Annotated in this window: 20 protein-coding genes and 1 pseudogene; 8 read left to right on the top strand and 13 right to left on the bottom strand. The window is 68.7% G+C overall.

Going from position 1 to position 20,967, the window contains the following annotated elements; genetic code table 11:
- Nucleotides 1-51: 51 nt before the first annotated feature.
- From ACFU95_RS29370 to argC, 5 genes are read right to left on the bottom strand one after another with little or no spacing between them, the layout of a single operon-like run.
- Nucleotides 52-597: an arginine repressor gene (locus ACFU95_RS29370; protein WP_383833154.1), complete on the bottom strand. Its 546-nt coding sequence runs from the start codon at nt 595-597 to the stop codon at nt 52-54.
- Nucleotides 598-616: 19 nt separating this feature from the next.
- Complete coding sequence (locus tag ACFU95_RS29365; RefSeq protein WP_383833151.1) at nt 617-1,813, bottom strand: acetylornithine transaminase; 1,197 nt, start codon at nt 1,811-1,813, stop codon at nt 617-619.
- Entirely contained in the window at nt 1,813-2,724 is a 912-nt protein-coding gene (gene argB, locus ACFU95_RS29360) for an acetylglutamate kinase (RefSeq protein ID WP_383833148.1), read from the bottom strand. Before argB ends, ACFU95_RS29365 begins: the two co-directional genes overlap by 1 nt.
- Nucleotides 2,721-3,872 carry a bifunctional glutamate N-acetyltransferase/amino-acid acetyltransferase ArgJ gene (argJ, locus tag ACFU95_RS29355; RefSeq protein WP_383833145.1) on the bottom strand — a complete coding sequence of 384 codons (1,152 nt, stop codon included), beginning with the start codon at nt 3,870-3,872 and terminating at the stop codon, nt 2,721-2,723. Before argJ ends, argB begins: the two co-directional genes overlap by 4 nt.
- Nucleotides 3,869-4,897, bottom strand: coding sequence for an N-acetyl-gamma-glutamyl-phosphate reductase (gene argC, locus ACFU95_RS29350; protein ID WP_383833142.1), 1,029 nt, complete (start codon nt 4,895-4,897; stop codon nt 3,869-3,871). The genes argJ and argC overlap by 4 nt, the downstream gene beginning before the upstream one ends.
- Before the next feature lie 174 nt (nt 4,898-5,071).
- On the opposite strand from argC, the gene ACFU95_RS29345 reads away from it, so the two are divergent.
- Nucleotides 5,072-5,761, top strand: coding sequence for a DUF6215 domain-containing protein (locus ACFU95_RS29345; RefSeq protein WP_383833139.1), 690 nt, complete (start codon nt 5,072-5,074; stop codon nt 5,759-5,761).
- Nucleotides 5,762-5,773: 12 nt separating this feature from the next.
- On the opposite strand, the gene ACFU95_RS29340 is transcribed toward ACFU95_RS29345, so the two are convergent.
- Nucleotides 5,774-8,254, bottom strand: coding sequence for an alpha-L-arabinofuranosidase C-terminal domain-containing protein (locus ACFU95_RS29340; protein ID WP_383833136.1), 2,481 nt, complete (start codon nt 8,252-8,254; stop codon nt 5,774-5,776).
- Nucleotides 8,255-8,380: 126 nt separating this feature from the next.
- Between ACFU95_RS29340 and ACFU95_RS29335 the strand changes: the two genes are divergently transcribed.
- The gene (locus ACFU95_RS29335) at nt 8,381-8,824 is read left to right on the top strand and encodes a DUF6314 family protein (RefSeq protein ID WP_383833133.1); all 444 of its coding nucleotides are present in this window, start codon (nt 8,381-8,383) and stop codon (nt 8,822-8,824) included.
- On the opposite strand, the gene ACFU95_RS29330 is transcribed toward ACFU95_RS29335, so the two are convergent.
- On the bottom strand, nt 8,806-9,399 hold the full coding sequence (locus ACFU95_RS29330) for a histidine phosphatase family protein (protein ID WP_383833130.1): 594 nt from the start codon (nt 9,397-9,399) through the stop codon (nt 8,806-8,808). The two genes, ACFU95_RS29335 and ACFU95_RS29330, sit on opposite strands and share 19 nt — an antisense overlap.
- 129 nt (nt 9,400-9,528) lie before the next feature.
- Nucleotides 9,529-9,999, bottom strand: coding sequence for a GNAT family N-acetyltransferase (locus ACFU95_RS29325; protein WP_383833127.1), 471 nt, complete (start codon nt 9,997-9,999; stop codon nt 9,529-9,531).
- Nucleotides 10,000-10,089: 90 nt separating this feature from the next.
- Between ACFU95_RS29325 and ACFU95_RS29320 the strand changes: the two genes are divergently transcribed.
- Nucleotides 10,090-10,230 carry a DUF6461 domain-containing protein gene (locus ACFU95_RS29320; RefSeq protein WP_383833124.1) on the top strand — a complete coding sequence of 47 codons (141 nt, stop codon included), beginning with the start codon at nt 10,090-10,092 and terminating at the stop codon, nt 10,228-10,230.
- Nucleotides 10,231-10,293: 63 nt separating this feature from the next.
- Here ACFU95_RS29320 and ACFU95_RS29315 read toward each other — a convergent pair whose 3' ends face one another.
- Nucleotides 10,294-11,424 (bottom strand): RNA-guided endonuclease InsQ/TnpB family protein, encoded by a 1,131-nt coding sequence (locus ACFU95_RS29315; RefSeq protein WP_383833315.1) that lies wholly within the window; start codon nt 11,422-11,424, stop codon nt 10,294-10,296.
- Nucleotides 11,425-11,474: 50 nt separating this feature from the next.
- Between ACFU95_RS29315 and tnpA the strand changes: the two genes are divergently transcribed.
- On the top strand, nt 11,475-11,903 hold the full coding sequence (gene tnpA / locus ACFU95_RS29310) for an IS200/IS605 family transposase (RefSeq protein WP_383833121.1): 429 nt from the start codon (nt 11,475-11,477) through the stop codon (nt 11,901-11,903).
- 92 nt (nt 11,904-11,995) lie between these two features.
- Nucleotides 11,996-12,502 (top strand): DUF6461 domain-containing protein, encoded by a 507-nt coding sequence (locus ACFU95_RS29305; protein WP_383833312.1) that lies wholly within the window; start codon nt 11,996-11,998, stop codon nt 12,500-12,502.
- Here ACFU95_RS29305 and ACFU95_RS29300 read toward each other — a convergent pair.
- Nucleotides 12,499-13,962 (bottom strand): PLP-dependent aminotransferase family protein, encoded by a 1,464-nt coding sequence (locus ACFU95_RS29300; protein WP_383833118.1) that lies wholly within the window; start codon nt 13,960-13,962, stop codon nt 12,499-12,501. The genes ACFU95_RS29305 and ACFU95_RS29300 overlap by 4 nt on opposite strands.
- Between ACFU95_RS29300 and ACFU95_RS29295 the strand changes: the two genes are divergently transcribed.
- The gene (locus ACFU95_RS29295; RefSeq protein ID WP_383833115.1) at nt 13,961-14,875 is read left to right on the top strand and encodes a DMT family transporter; all 915 of its coding nucleotides are present in this window, start codon (nt 13,961-13,963) and stop codon (nt 14,873-14,875) included. The two genes, ACFU95_RS29300 and ACFU95_RS29295, sit on opposite strands and share 2 nt — an antisense overlap.
- Nucleotides 14,876-14,969: 94 nt before the next feature.
- Nucleotides 14,970-15,164, top strand: coding sequence for a DUF1918 domain-containing protein (locus ACFU95_RS29290; RefSeq protein WP_030050395.1), 195 nt, complete (start codon nt 14,970-14,972; stop codon nt 15,162-15,164).
- A 12-nt stretch (nt 15,165-15,176) separates the two neighbouring features.
- Here ACFU95_RS29290 and ACFU95_RS29285 read toward each other — a convergent pair.
- Nucleotides 15,177-15,500: pseudogene (locus ACFU95_RS29285) on the bottom strand (hypothetical protein); the annotation flags it as partial.
- 31 nt (nt 15,501-15,531) lie between these two features.
- Between ACFU95_RS29285 and ACFU95_RS29280 the strand changes: the two are divergent.
- Entirely contained in the window at nt 15,532-17,100 is a 1,569-nt protein-coding gene (locus ACFU95_RS29280; protein ID WP_383833112.1) for a recombinase family protein, read from the top strand.
- Between the two features lie 201 nt (nt 17,101-17,301).
- On the opposite strand, the gene ACFU95_RS29275 is transcribed toward ACFU95_RS29280, so the two are convergent.
- Both ACFU95_RS29275 and ACFU95_RS29270 read right to left on the bottom strand, forming a co-directional pair.
- A complete protein-coding gene (locus ACFU95_RS29275) occupies nt 17,302-18,684 on the bottom strand; it encodes a replication initiator (protein WP_383833309.1) in 1,383 nt (460 codons plus the stop codon).
- A 942-nt stretch (nt 18,685-19,626) separates the two neighbouring features.
- The gene (locus ACFU95_RS29270) at nt 19,627-20,880 is read right to left on the bottom strand and encodes a helix-turn-helix domain-containing protein (protein ID WP_383833306.1); all 1,254 of its coding nucleotides are present in this window, start codon (nt 20,878-20,880) and stop codon (nt 19,627-19,629) included.
- Between the last annotated feature and the right edge of the window lie 87 nt (nt 20,881-20,967).

Here is a 20,967-nt window from a genome sequence, read left to right as displayed (position 1 = left end):
ACCAGCCACAAACAACCCGCAGTAAACGGACTACACGCACCCCTACGGCGACTAGTGCCCGTTCTGAGCCAACCGCAGCAAATGATCAGCCAGAGCCTGACCCCCCGTAGGGTTCCGGCTGATCAACAGCAACGTGTCGTCACCGGCAATGGTCCCCAGGATGTCCTGCAGCTCGGCCTGGTCGATGGCCGAGGCCAGGAACTGCGCCGCCCCCGGAGGGGTCCGCAGGACCACGAGATTCGCGGAGGCCTCCGCGGAGATGAGCAGCTCCTGCGACAACCGCCGCATCCGCTCCTCCTTCGCCGACTCCCCCAGCGGCGCCCGAGGCGTACGAAAACCGCCCTCGCTCGGCACCGCGTAGATCAGGTCGCCTTCGTTGTTACGGATCTTCACCGCGTTGAGCTCGTCCAGATCCCGGGAGAGCGTCGCCTGTGTGACGCTCAGCCCGTCGTCCGACAGCAGCTTCGCCAACTGACTCTGTGACCGCACGGGCTGCCGGTTGAGGATGTCCACGATCCGGCGGTGGCGTGCGGTGCGGGTCTGCGGCACGGCAGGCCCGGCGGCCCCGTTCTGCTCATGGTCCTGCGCCTGACTCATCGTCGTCTCATTCCCCGGATCATCCGTCCCCGTTGGCCAGATCAAGGATGCCGGGCAGGGCCTGAAGAAGCGCCTCCACTTCGTCGTCCCCGAGGTTCAGCGGCGGCATGAGCCGTACGACATCGGGGGCGGGCGCGTTCACCAGGAACCCGGCGTCCTGAGCAGCCTGCTGCACCTTGGCGGCGTGCGGCTCGGTGAGCACGATACCCAGGAGCAGTCCCACACCCCGGACATAGTCGATCAGCGGGTGGCCCAGCGCCTCGATCCCGTCGCGCAACTTCTCGCTCTGCCGCTTGACGTTCTCCAGCAAGCCGTCGTTCGCGATGGTGTCCAGAACCGCCAGGCCGGCGGCGCACGCGACCGGGTTGCCGCCGAAGGTCGTCCCGTGATGGCCCGGCTGGAGCAGCTCCGCGGCCCGCCCGAAGGCGACCGTCGCACCCAGCGGCAGCCCGCCGCCGAGCTGCTTGGCGAGGGTGACGACGTCCGGCAGGACGCCCTCGTGGGCCTGGTACTCGAACCAGTGCCCGGTCCGGCCGATGCCGGTCTGCACCTCGTCGAGGACGAGCAGCGCACCGCTGGCGGCGGTGATCGCCCGCGCCGCCTTCAGATAGCCGGCCGGCGGCATCACGACCCCGAGCTCGCCCTGGATCGGCTCGATGATCACGAGGGCCGTCTCCTCGGTGACCGCTGCGGCCAGCGCCTGCGCGTCGCCGAACGGCACGTGCGTGACGTCACCGGGCAACGGCAGGAACGGCTCCCGCTTGCCGGGCTGGCCGGTCATCGCGAGGGCGCCCATGGTGCGGCCGTGGAAGCCGCCCTCGGTGGCGACGACATGGGTCCGGCCGGTCAGCCGGCCGATCTTGAAGGCCGCCTCGTTGGCCTCCGCGCCGGAGTTGCAGAAGAAGACCTTGCCGTCCCGGCCGAAGAGCTGGAGGAGCCGCTCGGCGAGGGCGAGGGTCGGCTCGGCCATGAAGAAGTTGGAGATGTGGCCGAGGGACGCGATCTGCGTGCTGACGGCCTCGACGATGGCGGGGTGGGCGTGGCCCAGCGCGTTCGTCGCGATACCGCCGACGAAGTCGAGGTACTGCTTGCCGTCGGCGTCCCAGACCTTGAGGCCCGCACCGCGCACGAGAGGGAGCCGGGGGGTGCCGTAGTTGTTCATGAGCGAGCCCTGCCACCGCTGGGCGTACTCTGCGTTCGCTGCGGTCCCGGTCATTACGCGTCCCCCTCGGTTGCGTCCGGCACGACCATCGTGCCGATCCCTTCGTCGGTGAAGATCTCCAGCAGGATCGAGTGCTGGACCCGGCCGTCGATGACCCGGGCGGTCTGGACACCGTTGCGTACGGCGTGCAGACAGCCCTCCATCTTCGGCACCATGCCGGAGGACAACTCCGGCAGCAGCTTCTCCAGTTGGGCTGCGGTGAGGCGGCTGATCACCTCGTCGCTGTTGGGCCAGTCCTCGTAGAGGCCCTCGACGTCCGTGAGGACCATGAGGGTTTCGGCGCCCAGAGCAGCAGCGAGTGCCGCAGCCGCCGTATCAGCATTGACGTTGTAGACATGTCCGTCGTCCTGGCTGCGGGCGATCGAGGAGACGACCGGGATACGGCCGTCGGCGAGCAGCGCCTCGATCGCGCCCGTGTCGATGGAGGTGATCTCGCCGACCCGGCCGATGTCGACCAGCTCGCCGTCGATCTCCGGCTGGTGCTTGGTGGCGGTGATGGTGTGCGCGTCCTCGCCGGTCAACCCCACGGCCAGCGGCCCGTGTTCGTTGAGCAGGCCGACCAGCTCGCGCTGGACCTGTCCGGCCAGCACCATCCGTACGACGTCCATGGCGTCCTCGGTGGTGACCCTGAGTCCCGCCTTGAACTCGCTGACGATGCCGTGCTTGTCCAGGGCGGCGCTGATCTGCGGGCCGCCGCCGTGCACGACGACCGGCTTGAGACCGGCGTGATGCAGGAAGACGACGTCCTGGGCGAAAGCGGCCTTGAGCTCCTCGTCGATCATGGCGTTGCCGCCGAACTTGATGACGACGGTCTTGCCGTTGTGCCGGACCAGCCAGGGCAGCGCTTCGATGAGGATCTGGGCCTTGGGCAGCGCGGTGTGCTTGCGCGCGGGTGAGTTGCTCATGACGAGTACGCGCTGTTCTCGTGGACGTAGTCGGCGGTGAGGTCGTTGGTCCAGATGGTGGCGGTCTCGGTGCCGGCCGCGAGGTCGGCGACGATGTGGACCTCGCGGTAGCGCATGTCGACCTTCTCGCGGTCCTCGCCGACGCCGCCGTTCTTGCACACCCAGACACCGTTGATGGCGACGTTGAGCCGGTCGGGCTCGAAGGCGGCGGACGTGGTGCCGATCGCGGAGAGGACACGGCCCCAGTTGGGGTCCTCGCCGTGCAGGGCGCACTTGAGGAGGTTGTTGCGGGCGATGGAGCGGCCCACCTCGACGGCGTCGTCCTCGGTCGCGGCGTTGACCACCTCGACCTTGATGTCCTTGCTGGCGCCCTCGGCGTCCCGGATCAGCTGCTGCCCGAGGTCGTCGCAGACGGCCCGTACCGCGTCGGCGAACTCCGCGTACTGCGGGGTGACTTCGGAGGCGCCGGAGGCGAGCAGCAGCACGGTGTCGTTGGTGGACATGCAGCCGTCGGAGTCGACGCGGTCGAAGGTGACCTTGGTGGCGGCGCGCAGCGCCTTGTCCAGGACGTCGTCGTCGAGGGCGGCGTCGGTGGTGAGGACGACCAGCATGGTGGCGAGGCCGGGCGCGAGCATGCCCGCGCCCTTGGCCATGCCGCCGACGGTCCAGCCGTCCTTGGTGACGACGGACGTCTTGTGGACGGTGTCGGTGGTCTTGATGGCGATGGCGGCCTTCTCGCCGCCGTGCTCGGAGAGCTGCGCGGCGGCACTCTCGACGCCCGGGAGCAGCTTGTCCATGGGGAGGAGGACGCCGATGAGGCCGGTGGAGCAGACGGCGACCTCGATGGCACCGCGTCCGAGGACCTCGGCGACCTTCTCGGCGGTCGCGTGGGTGTCCTGGAAGCCCTTGGGGCCCGTACAGGCGTTGGCGCCCCCGGAGTTGAGGACGACGGCGGACACCTGGCCGCTCTTCAGCACCTGCTCGGACCACTGGACCGGCGCGGCCTTCACACGGTTGGAGGTGAAGACACCGGCGGCGGCGCGGCGGGGCCCGGTGTTGACCACGAGGGCCACGTCCGGGTTGCCGTTCTCCTTGATTCCGGCGGCGATGCCCGCCGCCGTGAATCCCTTTGCTGCCGTCACGCTCACGGCGCAACTCCGATCGTCGTCAGTGCGGTGGTCTCGGCGAGACCCAGGGCGAGGTTCATGCTCTGGACGGCACCGCCCGCGGTGCCCTTGGTCAGGTTGTCGATGGCGCTGATCGCGATGATGCGGTTCGCGGCGGCGTCGTACGCGACCTGCACCTGAACGGCGTTCGAACCGTAGACGGACGCCGTGGCGGGCCACTGCCCCTCCGGGAGGAGGTGGACGAAGGGCTCGTCGGCGAAGGCCTTCTCGTAGGCGGCGCGGACGGAGTCCGCCGTGACGCCGGGGCGGGCGTTCGCACTGCAGGTGGCGAGGATGCCGCGGGGCATCGGGGCGAGGGTCGGCGTGAAGGAGACGGAGATCCGCTCGCCCGCGGCCGCGCTGAGGTTCTGGATCATCTCGGGCGTGTGCCGGTGGCCGCCGCCGACGCCGTACGGCGCCATGGAGCCCATGACCTCGCTGCCCAGCAGATGGGGCTTGAGCGCCTTGCCCGCGCCGGAGGTGCCGGACGCGGCGACGATCACGGCCTCCGGCTCGGCGAGGCCGGCGGCGTAGGCCGGGAAGAGGGCGAGCGAGACGGCGGTCGGGTAGCAGCCGGGTACCGCGATGCGCTTGGACCCCTCCAGCGCGGCGCGGCCACCCGGCAGTTCGGGGAGGCCGTAGGGCCAGGTGCCGGCGTGCGGGGAGCCGTAGAACGTCTCCCAGTCGGCCGCGTCCTTCAGCCGGAAGTCGGCCCCCATGTCGACGACGAGCACGTCCGGGCCGAGCTGTTCGGCGACGGCGGCGGACTGTCCGTGGGGCAGGGCGAGGAAGACCACGTCATGGCCGGCGAGGACCTCGGGGGTCGTCGCCTGAAGCACACGGTCGGCGAGCGGCAGCAGGTGCGGCTGGAGCGCACCGAGCCTCTGCCCCGCGTTCGAGTGGCCGGTCAGGGCCCCGATCTCGACCTCGGGGTGCGCCAGGAGCAGACGCAGCAGTTCCCCGCCCGCGTATCCGCTCGCTCCGGCCACTGCCGCACGTACCGCCATGGAATCCTCCTCCTAGATGGCATGACTATACGTTTCGCTGCACGTTTATGCAATCTTGGTTTGCCGCCCGTGCCCCGTTCGGCGGGCGGGCCCGGGGAAACCAGCTTTGTCCGGGTCATGCCCATGCGCTACTGTCCCCGGGCACGTATCAGGGGATCACGGCAGGTGGGGGACATGGCCGCAGAAAACGGCACGCCTGAGAAGAGAATCAACCCGTGGGGGCAGGCCGTCGCCGCGGTGGCGCTGTTCGCGGCGATCGGCGGCGCTCTCTGGGTGTCCGAGGCGACGTCGTCCGGGAGCAGCGGCCCGCCGGCCGCCAGCTGCTCCGACGAGGAACCCGGGAAGTCGACCGGGCGGGTGACCGGAAAGCAGCTGTGCGAGGCACTGCTCCGTCCCGACCTCGCGGAATTGCTGGGCACACCGACGGAGACCGCGAAGACCGCCTTCGGCAACGACGGCTCCGTCGGACTCGAAGGCGGCAAGAGCACCCCCATGCCGACCGCGGAGGTCGAGTTCGACACCTACACCGTGACGCTCTCGGCCACCTACGACGACCTCCCCGTGACCGCCTCCTATGAGGTGCTGGGATGGGACGAGTCGCAGCGCACGGTGCTGGACCGCCCGGCGGTCCTGTACTCGAACCGCACCATGAGGATCAACTTCCGCCTCGACGGCGGCGACGCCGAGACCGGTACCGGCGTCCCCCTCCGCTCCCTCATGGTGGCCCAGGACACCAAGGACAGCGGCGGTTCCTACGACGTGACCCTGTGGCGCGAGGACGGCATGGTGCCGGACGACGCCGTCCTGCTCCGGGTGGCGGAAAAGGTGCTGCCGACGGTCCCGGGATGGGCCGCCGGCAGCTGAGCGTGTCCGCCCTTACCTCTGCTTGATCCGCAGGAAGGTGACGGAGTTCGCCGGGAAGGTGTACGTGAACTTGTCGCTCACGCCCCGGAAGGTGGAGCTCACCGGGGTCACCGGCGTGTCCGTCTCGGTGTTCACCGCGTCCTGGTCGGCGGCCAGCGTGGTCACACGGGCCGTGGCGGCGACCTTGGCGCCGCCGAGGTCGACGGCCGTGCGGGCCTCGGCCGACTGGGCGTTGACGACCTTGACGATCAGGTCACCGGTCTTCACCTCCTTGGTGACGACCTGGCGGAAGGGCTCGGCCGGCTTGTCGTCGGTGAAGCTGCCCCACTCCTTGCCGTCGAGGAGCAGGGTCACCTGGCGGCCGCGCACCTTGATGTCGATGTCGTAGGCGCGGCCCGTCTCGATCGACCCGGCCTTCGTCATCAGGGTGCCCTTGCCGCCGTCCACGGCCTGCTCTATCGCGGACTGGGTGTTGTTCCAGCCGCCCAGGTTCCACCAGTAGTAGTTGCCGGTGTCCTTGACGCCGAAGGCGACGAGGAAGCCCTCCTTGCCGGACTTCTTGGTGGCCTTCACATGCAGGTCGTAGTCCTTCCAGGCCGGGTCGCCCGCCGTCACCAGGGTGTTCTCGGCGGCCGCGTCGGTCTGGACGTACTGCCCGTCCTGGACGGTCCAGCTGCCCGCACCGCTGTGCGTCCACTTGCCGGCGTCACCGGAGAAGTCGTCGCTGAGCAGGGTCGAGCCGTCCGCCGAGGTGACCTTCACGTCGTCGTACGCGGCGCTGGTCGCCCATGTGGAGAGGCCGACGGCACCGGTGATGGGGCCGCTGACGTTCGGTGTGGTGGTGGCCTTCGAGGGGACCACGCGGTCGCCGACGTTGGTCATGAACAGCTTCTGGACCTCGTAGTTGGCCGAGTTCCAGGAGGCCCGGTTGTTGAACCAGATCATGTCCGGCCGCCACTGGACGTAGTCCTCGTTGGCGAGCAGCGGGGCGTACGAGGCGAGCTTGACGACGTCCGCGTTGCGCTCCAGGCCGGTCATGAAGGCGGCTTCGGAGAGGCCGTTCTTCCAGGCGTTGCCCTGGGAGGCGTACTCACCGAGGAAGACCTTCGGGCCGCCGCGGTCGTAGGAGTCGTAGCGGTCGTTGTTCTGGAGGAACCAGTTCGGGGTGTTGTAGTAGTGCTCGTCGACCAGGTCGACGTTCGCCTCGCGGTTCAGCTTCCAGGCGGTGTCGAAGGTCGTGCCGGAGTCGTCCGGGCCGGAGTTGGAGACGACGGTGATGTCGGGGTACGCGGCCTTGATGGCGGCGCGGAACTGCTGGAACCGCGCGAAGAACTCGTTCGGGAGGTTCTCCTCGTTGCCGACCCCGACGTGGGTCAGGTGGAACGGCTTGGGGTGGCCCATCTGCGCGCGGACCTTGCCCCACTTGGAGGTCGCCGGGCCGTTGGCGAACTCGATGAGGTCGAGGGTGTCCTGGATGTGGCGCTTGAGCAGCGCCTCGTTGTCGGTGGCCTTGTTCTGGCCGCAGCCGGTCACCAGGGCGGGCACGACGGGCAGCGGCATGGCTCCGATGTCCTCGGAGAAGCGGAAGTACTCGTAGTAGCCGAGCCCGTAACTCTGGTTGTAGCCCCAGAAGTTGGCGTTGGTGGCGCGCTCCTCGACCGGACCGATGGTGTCCTTCCACTGGTAGCTGCGCTTGCGCTGCCAGTTCGAGGCCGCGCTGTAGTCCTCCATGGAACCGGTGTTGACCAGGCAGCCGCCGGGGAAGCGGACGAAGCCCGGCTTCAGCGCGGCGATCTTCTCGGCGAGGTCCTTGCGCAGACCGTTCGGCTGGTTCTTGTAGGTGTCGCGCGGGAACAGCGACACCTCGTCGAGCGCGACGGCGCCGGCCGAGGACACGGCGAGGCGGCCGCGGTTGCTGGTGCGGGTCGCGGTGAAGGTGGCCTTGTACTTGGCCCAGCCGCCCTTCACGGCCACCTGGCGGGCGGTGGCCAGCGTGCCCGCGGCGTCCTTCAGGGAGATGGTGAGCGTGGTGCCGCTGTCGGCGCGGGCCCACACGGAGAAGTCGTACTTCTTGCCCTGCTCGACGCGGACGCCGGTGTTGTAACCGGCGTTCGTCACGGACGAACCGGCGCTCAGGGAGAGGTAGTTGCGGTTGCGCTCGTTGAGTCGGCCGGCGTCGTTCACGATCTGGGCCGTGCCGCCGACCGTCCAGGAGGTCAGCGGCGTGTAGGAGCCGTTGTCGGCGGTGGAGTACTCGAAGGACCGGTTCTGCACGAGCTCGGCGTACAGTCCGCCGTCCGCGGCCCGGTTGATGTCCTCGAAGAAGACGCCGTACATCGTGTCGTCGATCGCCGCACCCTTGGCGGCCGGGTCGACGGTGATCGCGTAGTCGGTGACGTCCTCGGCGTGGGCGGGCGACGGGATCAGACCGGCTGCCACCAGGACGGCGGTGGCGGCGAGGCCCAATCTCCAGCGGCTGGAATTGCGTGGCATGGATACTCCGCGGCTCGTTGTTCGAAATATCAAACGCTGATCAGCACTTCGAACGGCAAGATAGGGAGGGGGATCCGGAGCGTCAACGGGTCGCGCGGTATCGAAAGTGTCGGAAGCGGGGAGCGGATGGGCGAGTTCTGGCCAGTGCCGGATGCGCTGACCTATCTGGCCGGGAGCTGGCGGGTCGAGCGAACGGTGCGGGATCTCGCCGGCGGGGAGGAAGGGGAGTTCTCCGGGACGACGATTTTCGGCCCCCTGGACGGCGGCGGGCTCCTGCATCACGAGTCCGGCCTTTTCGTCTGGCGGGAGGTCCCGCGTCCCGCCGAACGGACGCTGCGTTTCCTGCCGGGAAGCCCACCGGGAACGGCGGACGTCCGCTTCACCGACGGCCGCCCGTTCCACGACCTGGACCTGACGTCGGGGCGGCACATCGCCGACCACCCGTGCTCGGCCGACCTCTACCGGGGCGAGTTCACCGTCCGGGACGAGAACCACTGGCATTCGGTGTGGCGGGTGCGCGGCCCGGCCAAGGACCTGGTCCTCAGCACGGACTACGCCCGCGAGGACTGAGCCGACGCCCCGTCGAAGCGGAGGTTCCAGCGGCCCGCCCGGCCGGTCACGGTGGTCGTCGACAGGGGGCGCACGTCGATGTTCCAGTACATGGCGGGCGGCGCCTTCAGCGCGTACACCAGGGCGGCGCGGATCACGGACGGTTCGGCCACCGCGACGATCCGGCCGCCGTCCTCCACGGGGCGGGTGTCGAGCCAGCCGCCGACCCGGGCGATGAACGCGAGCAGCGACTCGCCGCCGTGCGGTGTGCCACGCGGGTCGGCGAGCCAGGTGTCCACCGCGTCCGGCTCCCGGGCCATCGCCTCGCCCAGCGTGAGCCCGCGCCAGCGGCCCATGTCACAGTCCCGCAGGGCGAGTTGCACCAGCGGCGCATAGCCGAGCGCGTCGCCGGTGGCACGGCTGCGCGGGGTCGGTGAGCAGTAGCGCAGCTCGGCCGCCGCCAGCGGCAGGAGGTCGCGCGCGACGCGCTGCACCTCGTCCCAGCCGGCCTGGTCCAGCGGCCGGTCGTCCTCGAAGCGCTCGGCGAGCAGCGGGGAGCTGCGCGCCGCGGCGACGAACGTGACCCGAAGCGACATGCGGCGATGGTGTGTCGCGAAAGTGCGCAGGTCAAGAGGCGTTGTGCGGGTGTCACCGAGGGTGGCCGAAGCCTTACCACAGGGTCAGGACCCAGGCGGACATGTCGCTGGAAAACGGCTGTTGGACATTCAAGTACAGCTGCCGGTGGTGTCTGTACCGGGCGCCTGGAAGGACAGCGCCATCCATCGGTCCGGCCTCTCCAGCGGCGCGAACCCGAGCTTCTCGTAGACCCCGTGCGCGTCGTGCGTGGCGAGCAGCATCCGCTTCAGCCCGTACGGCCTCAGGTGCTCGCGCACGGCTCCGACGAGCGCCGTCCCGATCCCCTTGCCGCGCACCGACGGATCGACGTACACGTCACACAGCCACGCGAAGGTCACCCCGTCGGTGACGACCCGGGCATACGCCACCTGATCCCCCGAAACCGTGTCGTACACCCCGAAGTTCAGCGACCCACCGATCGCCCGGTCCTGCTTCTCCCGCTCCCTCCCGAGCGCCCAGTACGCGTCGGTGGACAGCCACCGGTGCACGCGCTCGGCGTCGATGTGCCGGGAGTCGGTCGAGATCTCGTATCCGTCGGCGAGGGGCGGGGTGTCGGTCATGCGGCCAGATTCGCAGGGCCGCGGCGCGGGCGTCGAGCGGATTTCCCTGGCGGGAGGGGCGTTGTCAGTGGCGGGTGCGATGCTGCGCGCATGACTGGGACGACGACGGCCGCGGACTACGCGTGGCTGGACAAGCGGCACAAGCACCTGATGGAGGCATACTGCGTCACGCTGGTGCGCGGACTCACCCCCGAGGCGCTCCTGACAGAGGTCAACTTGACCCGGTCCTGAGGGACCGGGCTTGGAGGTAGTGCCCAGCTGGCTGCTGGGTGGACTCCTCCGTCCAGACACCCCTTACGGGGTGGCAGGGACGCGTGACTCACGCCCCGCGTTCCACACCACGGCGCCTCGATGGGCGATGTTGTGGGAAGCGTTCCGGTCCGCGTGGGCAACGACCCCGCAGTTCCGGCAGAGGAAAAGGGCCTGGTCGACCCGGTTCTTCTTGTCGACGTGCCCGCACTCGCAGTACGTCTGCGAGGTGTAGGCGGCATCGACGTGGACCACGGGCACGCCCGCGCGGCGTGCCTTGTACGCGATGAACTCTCCGAGCTGGGCGAAGGCCCAGGAGTGGAGCGTGACCCGTTGGGGCTTGCGGAGCCGTACCCTCTGCCGGATGCCGCCCAGGTCTTCCAGGGCGATTCCGGCCGAGGTGCCTTCAGCCTCGGTCACGATGCGTTTCGCGATGACGTGGTTGGTGTTCTTCACATGCCGCTGCTCTTTGCGGGCACGGGCCTTGAGCCGCCTCCTGGCGGACTTGGTGTTCTTCTTCTGGAGCTTGCCGCGCAGGTCACGCTCGCGTGTGCGGCGCCGGTTCAGGCCACGCCCGGCGGCCTGGTAGCCGGTGGAGGTGGTGGCGATGTTGACGATGCCGAGATCGACGCCGATGAAGTGGCCGGGCTCGTACTCTTCAGCCTCGGGCACCTCGCACGTGGCGACCAGGTACAACGCACCGTCGCGTTCGATCAGATCCGATTCGCCCTTGCGGTACTGCTGGAGGATCTTCAGGCCGTCGGCGGAGCAGACGAACCGCACACCCCGGATGCGTCCGGTGGTGGTCCAGATGGATACCGTCTGCGCGTCGTACTGCCAGGACAAGCACCGGTCGTCGTACGGCTGGGCTGCCTCGGGCCGGAAGGCGATGGGCTTGGACTCGGCCTTCTGGCGCCGCTTCGAGCCCGGTCTGCCGAGGTTTCCGGCCTTGATGTTGGCCTTGAGTGTCGTGTAGGCGTCGCGGACCTTCTTGATGGTGTGCTGGGCGGCTTGCGCGCCCAGACCGCGCCCCTTCAACTGGGCGTAGGTGTGCCTGCGCAGCTCGTACTCGCGCGGCACACCCTGCTCGAACGCCACCGCCGATACCCAGTTGGCGGCCTCGTTGACCGTGCGCAGGGTCGCCATAAGCGCGGCGGCCTGCTCGGCCTCCGGCATCAGCTTCACCTGCACAACGAGTTTCACGGGCGTGATCGTAGCATTGGTCTATGTCACCACGCTGGGAACCAAACCCCAACATTCGCAGGGGTAGAACAGTCGTCTACACCCTTCACGCGCACTTGGTCTTCACGCCAAAGTACCGGCGCGGCCCGTTCACCGATGAGATCCTGCAGCGCTGCGAAGAGGTCATGTGTGACGTGTGCGCGGACTTCAACACCGAGCTGGTGGAGTTCAACGGGGAAAGGGACCACGTCCACCTGCTGGTGCACTACCCACCCAAAGTCGCCTTGTCCCGGCTGGTCGGATCCCTCAAGGGCGTCTCCGCCCGGCGGCTCCGCCAGGAGTTCCCAGCCCATATCCGCAAGTACCTGTGGGGTGACCACTTCTGGTCGCCTTCGTACTTCGCAGCCTCGTGCGGCGGAGCACCGCTGGAGATCATCAAGGAGTACATCGAGAACCAGAAGCGACCCGGCTGAGGCCCACAGCGCAGACTCGTGGACACCTGCGGGTCAGAGCGATCCAGAGAAGCGCTTCCTCCCTGGCGTAAACGCCCGGGGTTCCGCGCTAGATCAAGCTGAAGGCCGAGCCGGAGCCCAGCCAGACCGGCGTGGACGCGTTGAGTGAACCCTGCTACGACGCTTGGGAGTACCACGAGGGCGACGGCCCTTTCGTCGGCGTCACCGCCGTCGGCGACTGGTCCCTGATGGTGGAGTTCAACGGCTTTCTCGGAGTCACCCCCGCGGCCATGCTCCCGGTCTCGCGCGGCCGCAGAGTGGTCTCCCACTTCCGCAACATCAACGCGGTGGACCACTTCTTCTGGTTCGAGGACGGCGAGAGACGCCTGCACTTCGAGCCCCTCTTCCCCTACTCCCGCGACGGCAGCCACGCCGATGAACTCCTCACGGACATGCGGGAGTCGGGCTTCGACCTCCGCAGCGGCCGCGACCGTGACTACGCCCTGCACACGGAGGCCGCCTTCGCCCTGGCCCACCGCCTCACGGGGATACGCCTGACCCCGGAACTCTTCGAATCCGCCGAGTTCGTGTGCGGCATCGCTCCGCTCCCCCGCGGCTAGAGCACCTCGTCGCACGCCGCCCGCAGTCGCCGCACCCCCTCCGTGATCTCCCCGGCCCGGGCGACCGCCGCGAAACTCAACCGCAGATGCCCCGCAGGCGGCTCCGCGCTGAAGTACGGGCGGCCGGGAGTGATCGCGACCCCCGCGCGCAGGGCGGCGGAGGTCAGGGCGGACTCTCCCCCAGGGCCGAAAGCCTGGGAGGTGCCCCCAGTGCCGTCGGGCAGGCGGAGCCAGAGGTGGTAGCCGCCGGACGGGATGTGCGGGAGGGCGAGTTCGGGCAGGTGCAGCCGCAGGCCCGCGGTCATGGCGTCGCGGCGGGCCCTGAGTTCGGCGGACAGGGCCCGCAGATGGCGGGGCCAGGAGGGCGAGCCGACGAGTTCCAGGGCCGCCTCCTGGAGCGGGCGGGACACGAAGAAGGTGTCGACGACCTGGATGGCGCGCAGCCGTTCCAGGACCGGTCCGCGGGCGGTGAGGGCACCGACCCGGAAGCTGGGCGAGGTCGCCTTGGTGAGCGAGGAGACATGCACGACGACGCCGTCGGAGTCGTCGGCGGCGAGCGGACCCGGCAGCAGGCCCGCGTCCTCGTGCACCAGGCGCCGTACGAAGTCGTCCTCCACGACGAAGGCGCCGGCCTCGCGCGCGATGCGCAGCACCTCCGGGCGGCGCTCGGGGGCGAGGACCGCGCCGGTCGGGTTCTGGAAGAGCGGCTGGCAGACGAAGACCCGGGCGCCGGTGGCGCGGAACGCGTCGGCGAGCAGGGCGGGCTTCACTCCGTCCGAGTCCACCGGCACGGGCACCGGGCGCAGTCCGGCCGCGCGGGCGATGGCCAGCATGCCGGGGTAGGTGGGCGACTCGACCAGCACCGGGGCACCGGGCGGGGCGAGCGCGCGCAGTGCGGTGGTCAGCGCGGACTGGCCGCCCGCCGCGATCAGCACCTCGGCGGCGGTGACGGTGCCGCCGATCTCGCGGGCGAACCACTCGCGCAGCTCGGGCAGTCCGTCCAGGGGCGGCCGGCCCCAGGCCCCGGGTCGGCGGCCGGCCCGGGACAGCGCCGCAGCCATGGCCTTCTCGGGCTGGAGGGAGGGGTGCGGATAGCCGCCGCTGAACTCGATCACCCCGGGCGGCGGCGTGGCGAGACAAACGGTGACACCGGAGGCGTCCACGGTGCGCGGTACGACGTCGGCGGCGCCGTCGGCGCTGAGGGCGACCTCCTGCCAGGAGGTGTCGCCCGCCGCCGCGAGCGGGACGCGCGGCCGGGCGCGGAAGGCGCCTGCACCGGGCCGGGTCACCACCAGCCCCTCGGCGGTGAGCTGCGCGAGGGCGCGCGAGACGGTCACCGGGCTCACCCGGAACCGCTCGACCAGCGCCCGGCTCGACGGGAGCTTTCCACCAGGAGAGTAGCGGTCGAGTTCCCTTCGCAGCTGTTCCGCCAGGTCAGCCACACTGCTACGCTCGTGCATGAGAACACAGAGTAGCGCTATCGCCCCGATCGGGATAGCGGTCAGCGGTCGGCCCGGCAATTCGGTCGGCACCCTCCAGGCCGCCCTCGGTGTCGCGGCCTTCTCCCTCACCTTCCCGGCCACCGCCTGGGGCCTGGAGGGCTTCGGCCCCTGGTCCCTGGTCGCCGTGCGCAGCGTGCTGGCCGCGCTCATCGCGGGCGGCTGTCTGCTCGCCCTGCGCGTGCCTCTTCCCGCCCGCCGGCACCGGGCGGGCCTCGCGGTGGTCGCCGTGGGTGTGGTGCTCGGTTTCCCCCTCCTCACCACGCTCGCGCTCCAGACGTCCACCACCGCGCACGCGGCGGTCGTGGTCGGGCTGCTCCCGCTCACCACCGCGCTGTTCTCGGCCCTGCGCGTCGGCACCCGCCCCTCCCGCACCTTCTGGACGGCGGCGCTCGCCGGGGCGGCCGCGGTAGTCGCGTTCACCGTGCAGCAGAGCGGCGGCAGCCTGACCACGGCCGACCTGTATCTCTTCGCGGCCCTGCTGGTGTGCGCGGCCGGTTACACCGAGGGCGGCCGGCTGGCCCGGAGCATGCCGGGCTGGCAGGTCGTCGGCTGGGCGCTGGTGCTGTGCCTGCCGCTGAGCGTGCCGGCCGCCGTACTGGCGCTGTCGTACGAGCCCGTCCAGCTGACCGCGCACAGTGTCACCGGAGTGCTGTGGGTCGCGGCGGGGTCGCAGTTCCTGGGCCTGGTCGTCTGGTACCGGGGCATGGCGGCCATCGGCATCCCGAAGGCCAGCCAGTTGCAGTTGGCCCAGCCCCTGCTCACACTGGTGTGGTCGGTGCTGCTGCTGGGCGAGCACCTGACAGTGGCCGCCCCGCTCACGGCCGCGGCGGTGCTCGTGTGCATCGCCGTGACCCAGCGGGCGCGTGGCTGAGCGGGCCCTGGCGACCCACTTCCCACCACCGCTCCACGCCGTAGACTCAAGGCCACGGACCGCTGCTCCCGCTCCTGGTGAGGAGGACCGACAGATGCGTGCAACCGTGGGCGACCAGCTTGTCCAGCACGGCAGGGTGGTCGGGCAACACGACAAGGTCGGCGAGATCGTCGAAGTCATGGGCCAGGAGGGCAACCCTCCGTACCGCGTCCGCTTCGAGGACGGGCACGAGGGCCTGTGCTCCCCCGGCCCGGACACCGAGATCCGTCACAGGAACACGATCAAGTAGCTGGGCGAGCCGTCAGCGCGGGGGAATCGCCGGCTGCCCGTAGTGGTCGGCGACGACCCGTGCCATGGCCCCGATCCGGTCGGTCGCCACGTCCTTCGCGGCGAAGTAGACGTGCCCGCAGACCTCCGGGTGGTCCTTGGTCAGCGTGAGGTGCCGGGACAGTTCGGCCGGCTCCTGCCAGGCCGCGGGCTGCGCCGGGTCACCGGCCTTGTACAGCGCCTCTCCGACGTACAGCTTCGTCCTGCTGCCCCGCGCGACCTCCGACCACCAGGGCACGAGCTTGGCGTAGTCGGCGGCGGCGAAGCCGATGTTCCAGTACAGCTGCGGGCATGTGTATCCAGTGTGACAACGCCGCTAGGCTGGACACATGACGACCGCGAAAGCAAGCCTTGAGCACTCATGGACTGAGGGCGAGCTGACCGAGCTTGCGCACCTCAAGGCCGTGAACGAGCAACTCCCGGAGGACTCTCCGCGCGCGCTGCTCTCGGTCCGCCTGTCCGTCCTGACCGACGACACAACGTCTCCGGTACGCCAAGAGCTGGACCTCTGGCGCAAGGCGAACGACGACAGGGTCAGGGTGGTGGGGGTCGCCAGGGACCTGAACGTCTCGGCTACCAAGGTTCCACCGTGGAAACGTAAGGAACTGGGAAGCTGGCTCAACGACCGGTCCCCAGAGTTCGACGTCCTGATGTTCTGGAAGCTTGACCGTTTCGTGCGCCGCATCCTGGACCTTCAAGTCATCATCAACTGGTGCCAGGAATACGGGAAGAATCTCAAGTCTCTTCACGACCCAATCGACCTATCCAGCACGATGGGCAAGACGATCGTCTCTCTTATCGCTGGCATGGCGGAAATTGAAGCCGCGAACACCGGTATTCGGGTTGCTTCCTTGTGGCAGCACGCCAAGACTCAAGATGCCTGGATTGTCGGTCGACCTTCGTACGGATACGTGACGGAGAAGGGCGAGGACGGAAAAGTTCGGCTAGCAATTGACCCGCTCGGCAATAAGGTCCTGCGGTGGGCATACGGAGCGGCACTGCGCGGCGTCTCCGCCTCGAAAATGGCCAAGGTTCTCAATCGCGCGAGAATCCCGGGAGCCAACGGTGGAAAATGGACGTCAACCACAATCTTGATTCTGCTTCGCAACCCGGCAATCAAAGGAGTTCGCGTTGAAGTCGATGGGCGATCTGGACGGAATCGATCGAAGGAGGTTCTCGATCCCAAGGGAAATCCAATCAGGGTCGCGAAACCTATCCTGAAACAGATGGAATTCGACAAGCTACAGCGCGTTTTGGACCGCGCCAGCAGAACCAACGAGAATGCCTGGACTCCGGGGGCAACGAAGTTCCTGGGAGTCATTGTGTGCCGCAACTGCAAGGGAAACTACACCGTCCGAACATCCACCAGCCGCGGAGTTCGGTACAAGTACCTTCGCTGCCGCGTATGTGGGGGCAAGGGAACACCTCCTGAAGAGCTTTACGCAGCGCTCATCGAGGCCGTGCTTGAGGAGCTTGGGCATCACCCCGTTGAATACAGGGAGTACGCCCGTGGCGCGGAAAAGCGGGAGCAGGTACGCCAGGTGGAAGCATCCATCAAGTACTACATGGAGGGCCTCGCCCCAGGGGGGCGGTTCGACCGAGGCGGGTTCGTCAAGGAAACCGCTGAGGAAACCCTTCAGTCGCTGCTCAATCAGTTGGACGAAATCGATCCGGAGAGCACCAAAGACAGGTGGGTCCTCGTTCATGGCGGGAGCACGTATCAAGAGCAGTGGCAGACGGGAGGCATGGAAGCCATGTCTCAAGATCTCCTACGCGCAGGCATCAAGTTTGAAGTGGGCTACAACGAGTCTAACGATCTTGAGGCCGACCTCCTGATTCCCGAGGATGTGAGAGAGCGCCTGGTAATTCGAGAGGACGCTTTCACACCGGGTTTCTGAGAGCGGAAAGGAATCCCGGCCCCCCCCTCAAGGGAGCCGGGATTCCTTTGTGTCACGATTTCTTTATCCGGACGAGCGTCCTACTTCCGGCCTCACTTACCCGATACACGCGAACCGTCACCCGTTCACCGCGCTCAACGGCTCGCCTGCGGGAGATCACTTTGACGGGCTGCGTTTTCTTCCCCTTCTTCTCCGAGTTGGTCACAGCCACTCTCCCCACTGCTCTGCGTCCTCTCGTGCTTCGCGTGCCAGTTGGCGGTTTATGGCGATGTCTTCGGCGATGCCTGCGGCGAAGAGGGCGGCGCCGGGGGTGTGGCCGGATCCGGCGTATCGCCAGTTCGACTCTGTGATGACGTCCGGGTTGTCGGTCGCCCCGGGAGTGCCGCGCTGGTATTCGGCTCGTTCCTCGCGCAGTGCGCCGTAGGTGGTGGAGTAGCGGCGGGATTTGGTGAGGATGTGGCCTCGGTAGCCGAGGCTGTGGGCCCAGGAGCGGAGTCGGAGGTGTTCCAGTTCGGGCAGGCCGCCCAGGCGCCAGCAGGTGCCCATCAGGGCGCGTACGTGATGGGTGACGACGGCCGCGTGGATGTCGTCCAGGGTGGTGACGCGGTAGTCCAGTCCGGCGCCGGTTTCGGCGGTTCCCTTGGACACGTACTTGGCCACGTAGGCGGCGACCGCCTCATCGGTAGGCCCCTCGTCGTCGGCGAAGGCCCAGATCGGCCGTACCGCCAATTGCCCACCGAACATGAGGAGTTCGGTCCCGTAGGCGTCGGATTCCGGGACGCGCACGTTCGCCGCTGCGGCAGCCGCGTGCACGGCATCGGTGAGCAGTTCGGCCGTGGCCCAGTCCGGGGAGGGTGCGCCGGGACCGGCTGGACCGTCGAGGCGCACCACCGCATGGAAGTGGATCGCTGCCCGTTTCTGGTACTCGGCGGCCTTGGCGAAGGACACCACCAGGTGGTCACGCAGCTTCGAGCGGGCTATGCCTCCCGCAGAGGCCAGGTGGCGCCGTACGGCGGTGGTGAACCGGTCCCACAGCCGCCCCGCGTGCGCGTGCCACAGCACGTGGCCGACGTAGTCGTAGCAGTCCGGGCACAGCGGCAGACCGGCCAGCGGGTCATCCTCGGCGTGCACCAGGCCGCAGCCGAGGCGCCGCCCGTGCTCGCAGCGCGGATCATCCCGGCGAGGTCGGCAGTACTCCCCTTCGAGCACCCGGTGTACGGGGCCGAAGGAGGGGGCCGTCAGGGTGACGAACAGGCGGGGCTGCCCCCGCACCGTGGCGGGAACGTTCTTGCCGCCGGACAGGCCCGCACGGATCAGCTGGAAGGTGTCGCCCGCGTGCAGGTAGGCACACGGCTCGCAGACCGAGGCCCGCCGGTTGCGGCAGCGCACGGCCAGGCGTTCACCGGGTTCCCCGGCCGTGGAGTAGGACGAGATCACCTCACCGGTGACGGCATCGCTGGTGAGAGTGGAGCCGGACAGGTAGACCGGATGGGCACACCCCCCGATGGCCTTGATCTGCTCTTTCCAGCGTGAGAACAGGGGATCTTTCACCAGGCGGCTGATGTCCCGGTCAACATCGGACATCGTCCACAGTCGCTTCTCGCGTTCCAGCTCGGCGGAGCGGTTATGCGACGTGGTCACCTCAGACGAGGAACTGGACACAAGGCACCTCCACAACACACCCACCGGACCACTTATCCGGATGAGTTAGGGGTGGTTATGATCGCTCGCCCCGACCGTCGGGTCAACCACTTATCCGGATGAGTTGCGCGATGTGCTCGGATGGTGTCACGGGAGCGTAGGCCAACCCCGGTCGAATGCTGGGCATTTGGAGCACGCCCGGAGAGAGCTGGTGCCGCCGTCATCAGGTTGCCAGAGGGAAGCTGTCCGACCCGGTTGCGCTCCGGACCATGTGCCCACCGGGAGGCGGGATCGGGCAGCGGTGTGGAGCAGGTGTCGGAATCTGTCTTCACTTTCTCCAGGCGCGCCTTCGGCGCGCCGCCGGATGCGGCTTGCCGCACCCCGGCCCGGCATGCGGCCTTCGGCCGGTCCGGTCCTGGGCGCCGCCGCCCCGGCGCGGACGAGGCGACCTGAGATCTGCGCCAGCTCCAGCACGCCAACCTTGCCCGCCCCTGTTCCGTGGACTATGGCCCGAGGCTCACGGCCTCCAGCACCCACGGCACCGATCCGGCCCCGCGACACTCACCGGCCAGCCTTCACGCCAGCACCGGCCAAGCCTGACCGCCCTGCGCTGGCACCCGGCACACACCCTCTCGGGCTGGGGGCCGACGGCCTACGAGGCTCTAGGCAGCCACCATGGGGCGAGCCTCGAAGAACAGGGGGCCGATCGGGCTAATGCGGGCAGGCTCCAAGAGACTGCCCGATCCGCTGGCGAGCGTAAGGCCCCCTGTTCACTCGCCCCATGGCAGCTCCCGCCCAAAGCCTCTACGGCCGGCGGCGTGCCCACACCGCGCCATTCATCCAACTCAGGCACAAGCCGCCAACAGAGAGCAGCAGCCCGCCGAGTCAGTCGAACTCTCGGAGAGCGGCAACCAGTTGCTGACCTTCTTTTGCCCCCCGCCGCATCAGCAAGGCGGCTGTGGTGTGCAGCTCGTTCCAAGAGTGAGGACGCCCAACCGCAGCCGCATCGGGGACGCTCGCCACAGCTACGGAACCGGCCTGCGCCGATTCACCCGCCCCTGCGAGGGCGTGCGCCAGACAGGCGCGGTACCACGTCTTGTCGCGCCGGTACTCGTCCGGCAACGCGTCGAGCCCCACCGTGATGTGATCCACCGCTGCCCGCCAGTCGCCCAGGTGCAGCGCCGTCATCCCGCGTTGAAGGGTGAACCATGTCTCGTCGTAGAAGTACATCCACACTGGTTCGTCCTCGGGATGCTCCGAGGCTCGTCTGATCAGCCCCTCAGCTTCATCGAGCAGGCGAACGGCGTCGTCCGCCTGGCCGTCGAGGGCGTGCCCCCTTGCGGCCATCTGCGCGGCCATGCCTTGTACTCCCGGAGACGTGCCGGGGGCCGACCAGCGGGCCGCCTCAGCGAGGCGTACGCATCGAGTCCCACGCCCGCCGGACCACGCCATGTGTGCCTTCATGCTGAGCGTCGTGGCCGCCATGTTGGCGTCGCCTGCTTCCAACGCCCATTCGTGGGACCGGTCGTACCAAGCCAGCGCAGCAGCTGTCTGCGCCTGGTCCTGAGCCATCCAGGCGAGGAACTGCGCATGCTCGGACGCGAGACGGACCACGCGGTCGGCCAGGTCGCCACGCGCGCCCGCGTACAGGTCGACGACGGTCCGGAGCTGTTGCCGCATCACGTCTACGAGCGGCCGTGAGCCGATGGTGTCCTCGGCGCGGCGGTGCTCGGCGAGAAGCCGGTCAAGCCAGTCGAGAGTCGCGGCGTCCACGCGGTGCGAGGAGTCGACCACGCTCGTAACGCGAGCCAACAGGTCTTCGTCCGGCGCGGCGCCAGGAAGGGACAGGCCTGGCACGGGATCCGTGTCCCTGTTCAGTGGCACGCTGGCGGACCGGAAATCGGGTGGAACGCCGAGACCCTCCATGATGCGCTGCCGCACCTCCACCGAGGTCACCCGTCGACGGCCACGCTCGATGTCGGACACGTCGGGCTGGACGAGGCCGACGCGTTCCCCGAGCTTCGTCTGACTCAACCCGGTGAGTTTCCGGTACGTGCGGAAAACGGCGCCCCAGTCCTCACTGGTGACGGCCGTCGCCAGCTGCGGATGGGACCACAGGTTCCCGGGAAATTCCCCCATGCCCCAAATATAGGACGGCTCTATAGGGCCGCGGGATGGGAGCAACGGGCATCCGGCGGAAGGGTCTTGGTGAAAGACGCCCCCCGC

The sequence above is a fragment of the Streptomyces sp. NPDC057623 genome, from assembly GCF_042800355.1.
Classification (GTDB): domain Bacteria; phylum Actinomycetota; class Actinomycetes; order Streptomycetales; family Streptomycetaceae; genus Streptomyces.
Note: the sequence above shows the minus strand (reverse complement) of the source record. Positions and strands in the feature narration are given on the sequence as shown.

Coding starts and splice junctions, on each gene's coding strand:
- ACFU95_RS29280 (WP_383833112.1), top strand. CDS start 15,532: ATGACGACCGCGAAAGCAAGCCTTGAGCACTCATGGACTGAGGGCGAG.
- ACFU95_RS29295 (WP_383833115.1), top strand. CDS start 13,961: ATGAGAACACAGAGTAGCGCTATCGCCCCGATCGGGATAGCGGTCAGC.
- ACFU95_RS29275 (WP_383833309.1), bottom strand. CDS start 18,684: ATGTCCGATGTTGACCGGGACATCAGCCGCCTGGTGAAAGATCCCCTG.
- argC (WP_383833142.1), bottom strand. CDS start 4,897: ATGGCGGTACGTGCGGCAGTGGCCGGAGCGAGCGGATACGCGGGCGGG.
- ACFU95_RS29320 (WP_383833124.1), top strand. CDS start 10,090: ATGACTGGGACGACGACGGCCGCGGACTACGCGTGGCTGGACAAGCGG.
- ACFU95_RS29365 (WP_383833151.1), bottom strand. CDS start 1,813: ATGACCGGGACCGCAGCGAACGCAGAGTACGCCCAGCGGTGGCAGGGC.
- ACFU95_RS29370 (WP_383833154.1), bottom strand. CDS start 597: ATGAGTCAGGCGCAGGACCATGAGCAGAACGGGGCCGCCGGGCCTGCC.
- ACFU95_RS29315 (WP_383833315.1), bottom strand. CDS start 11,424: ATGCCGGAGGCCGAGCAGGCCGCCGCGCTTATGGCGACCCTGCGCACG.
- argB (WP_383833148.1), bottom strand. CDS start 2,724: ATGAGCAACTCACCCGCGCGCAAGCACACCGCGCTGCCCAAGGCCCAG.
- ACFU95_RS29335 (WP_383833133.1), top strand. CDS start 8,381: ATGGGCGAGTTCTGGCCAGTGCCGGATGCGCTGACCTATCTGGCCGGG.
- ACFU95_RS29290 (WP_030050395.1), top strand. CDS start 14,970: ATGCGTGCAACCGTGGGCGACCAGCTTGTCCAGCACGGCAGGGTGGTC.
- ACFU95_RS29345 (WP_383833139.1), top strand. CDS start 5,072: ATGGCCGCAGAAAACGGCACGCCTGAGAAGAGAATCAACCCGTGGGGG.
- ACFU95_RS29270 (WP_383833306.1), bottom strand. CDS start 20,880: ATGGGGGAATTTCCCGGGAACCTGTGGTCCCATCCGCAGCTGGCGACG.
- ACFU95_RS29325 (WP_383833127.1), bottom strand. CDS start 9,999: ATGACCGACACCCCGCCCCTCGCCGACGGATACGAGATCTCGACCGAC.
- ACFU95_RS29340 (WP_383833136.1), bottom strand. CDS start 8,254: ATGCCACGCAATTCCAGCCGCTGGAGATTGGGCCTCGCCGCCACCGCC.
- ACFU95_RS29300 (WP_383833118.1), bottom strand. CDS start 13,962: ATGCACGAGCGTAGCAGTGTGGCTGACCTGGCGGAACAGCTGCGAAGG.
- ACFU95_RS29330 (WP_383833130.1), bottom strand. CDS start 9,399: ATGTCGCTTCGGGTCACGTTCGTCGCCGCGGCGCGCAGCTCCCCGCTG.
- tnpA (WP_383833121.1), top strand. CDS start 11,475: ATGTCACCACGCTGGGAACCAAACCCCAACATTCGCAGGGGTAGAACA.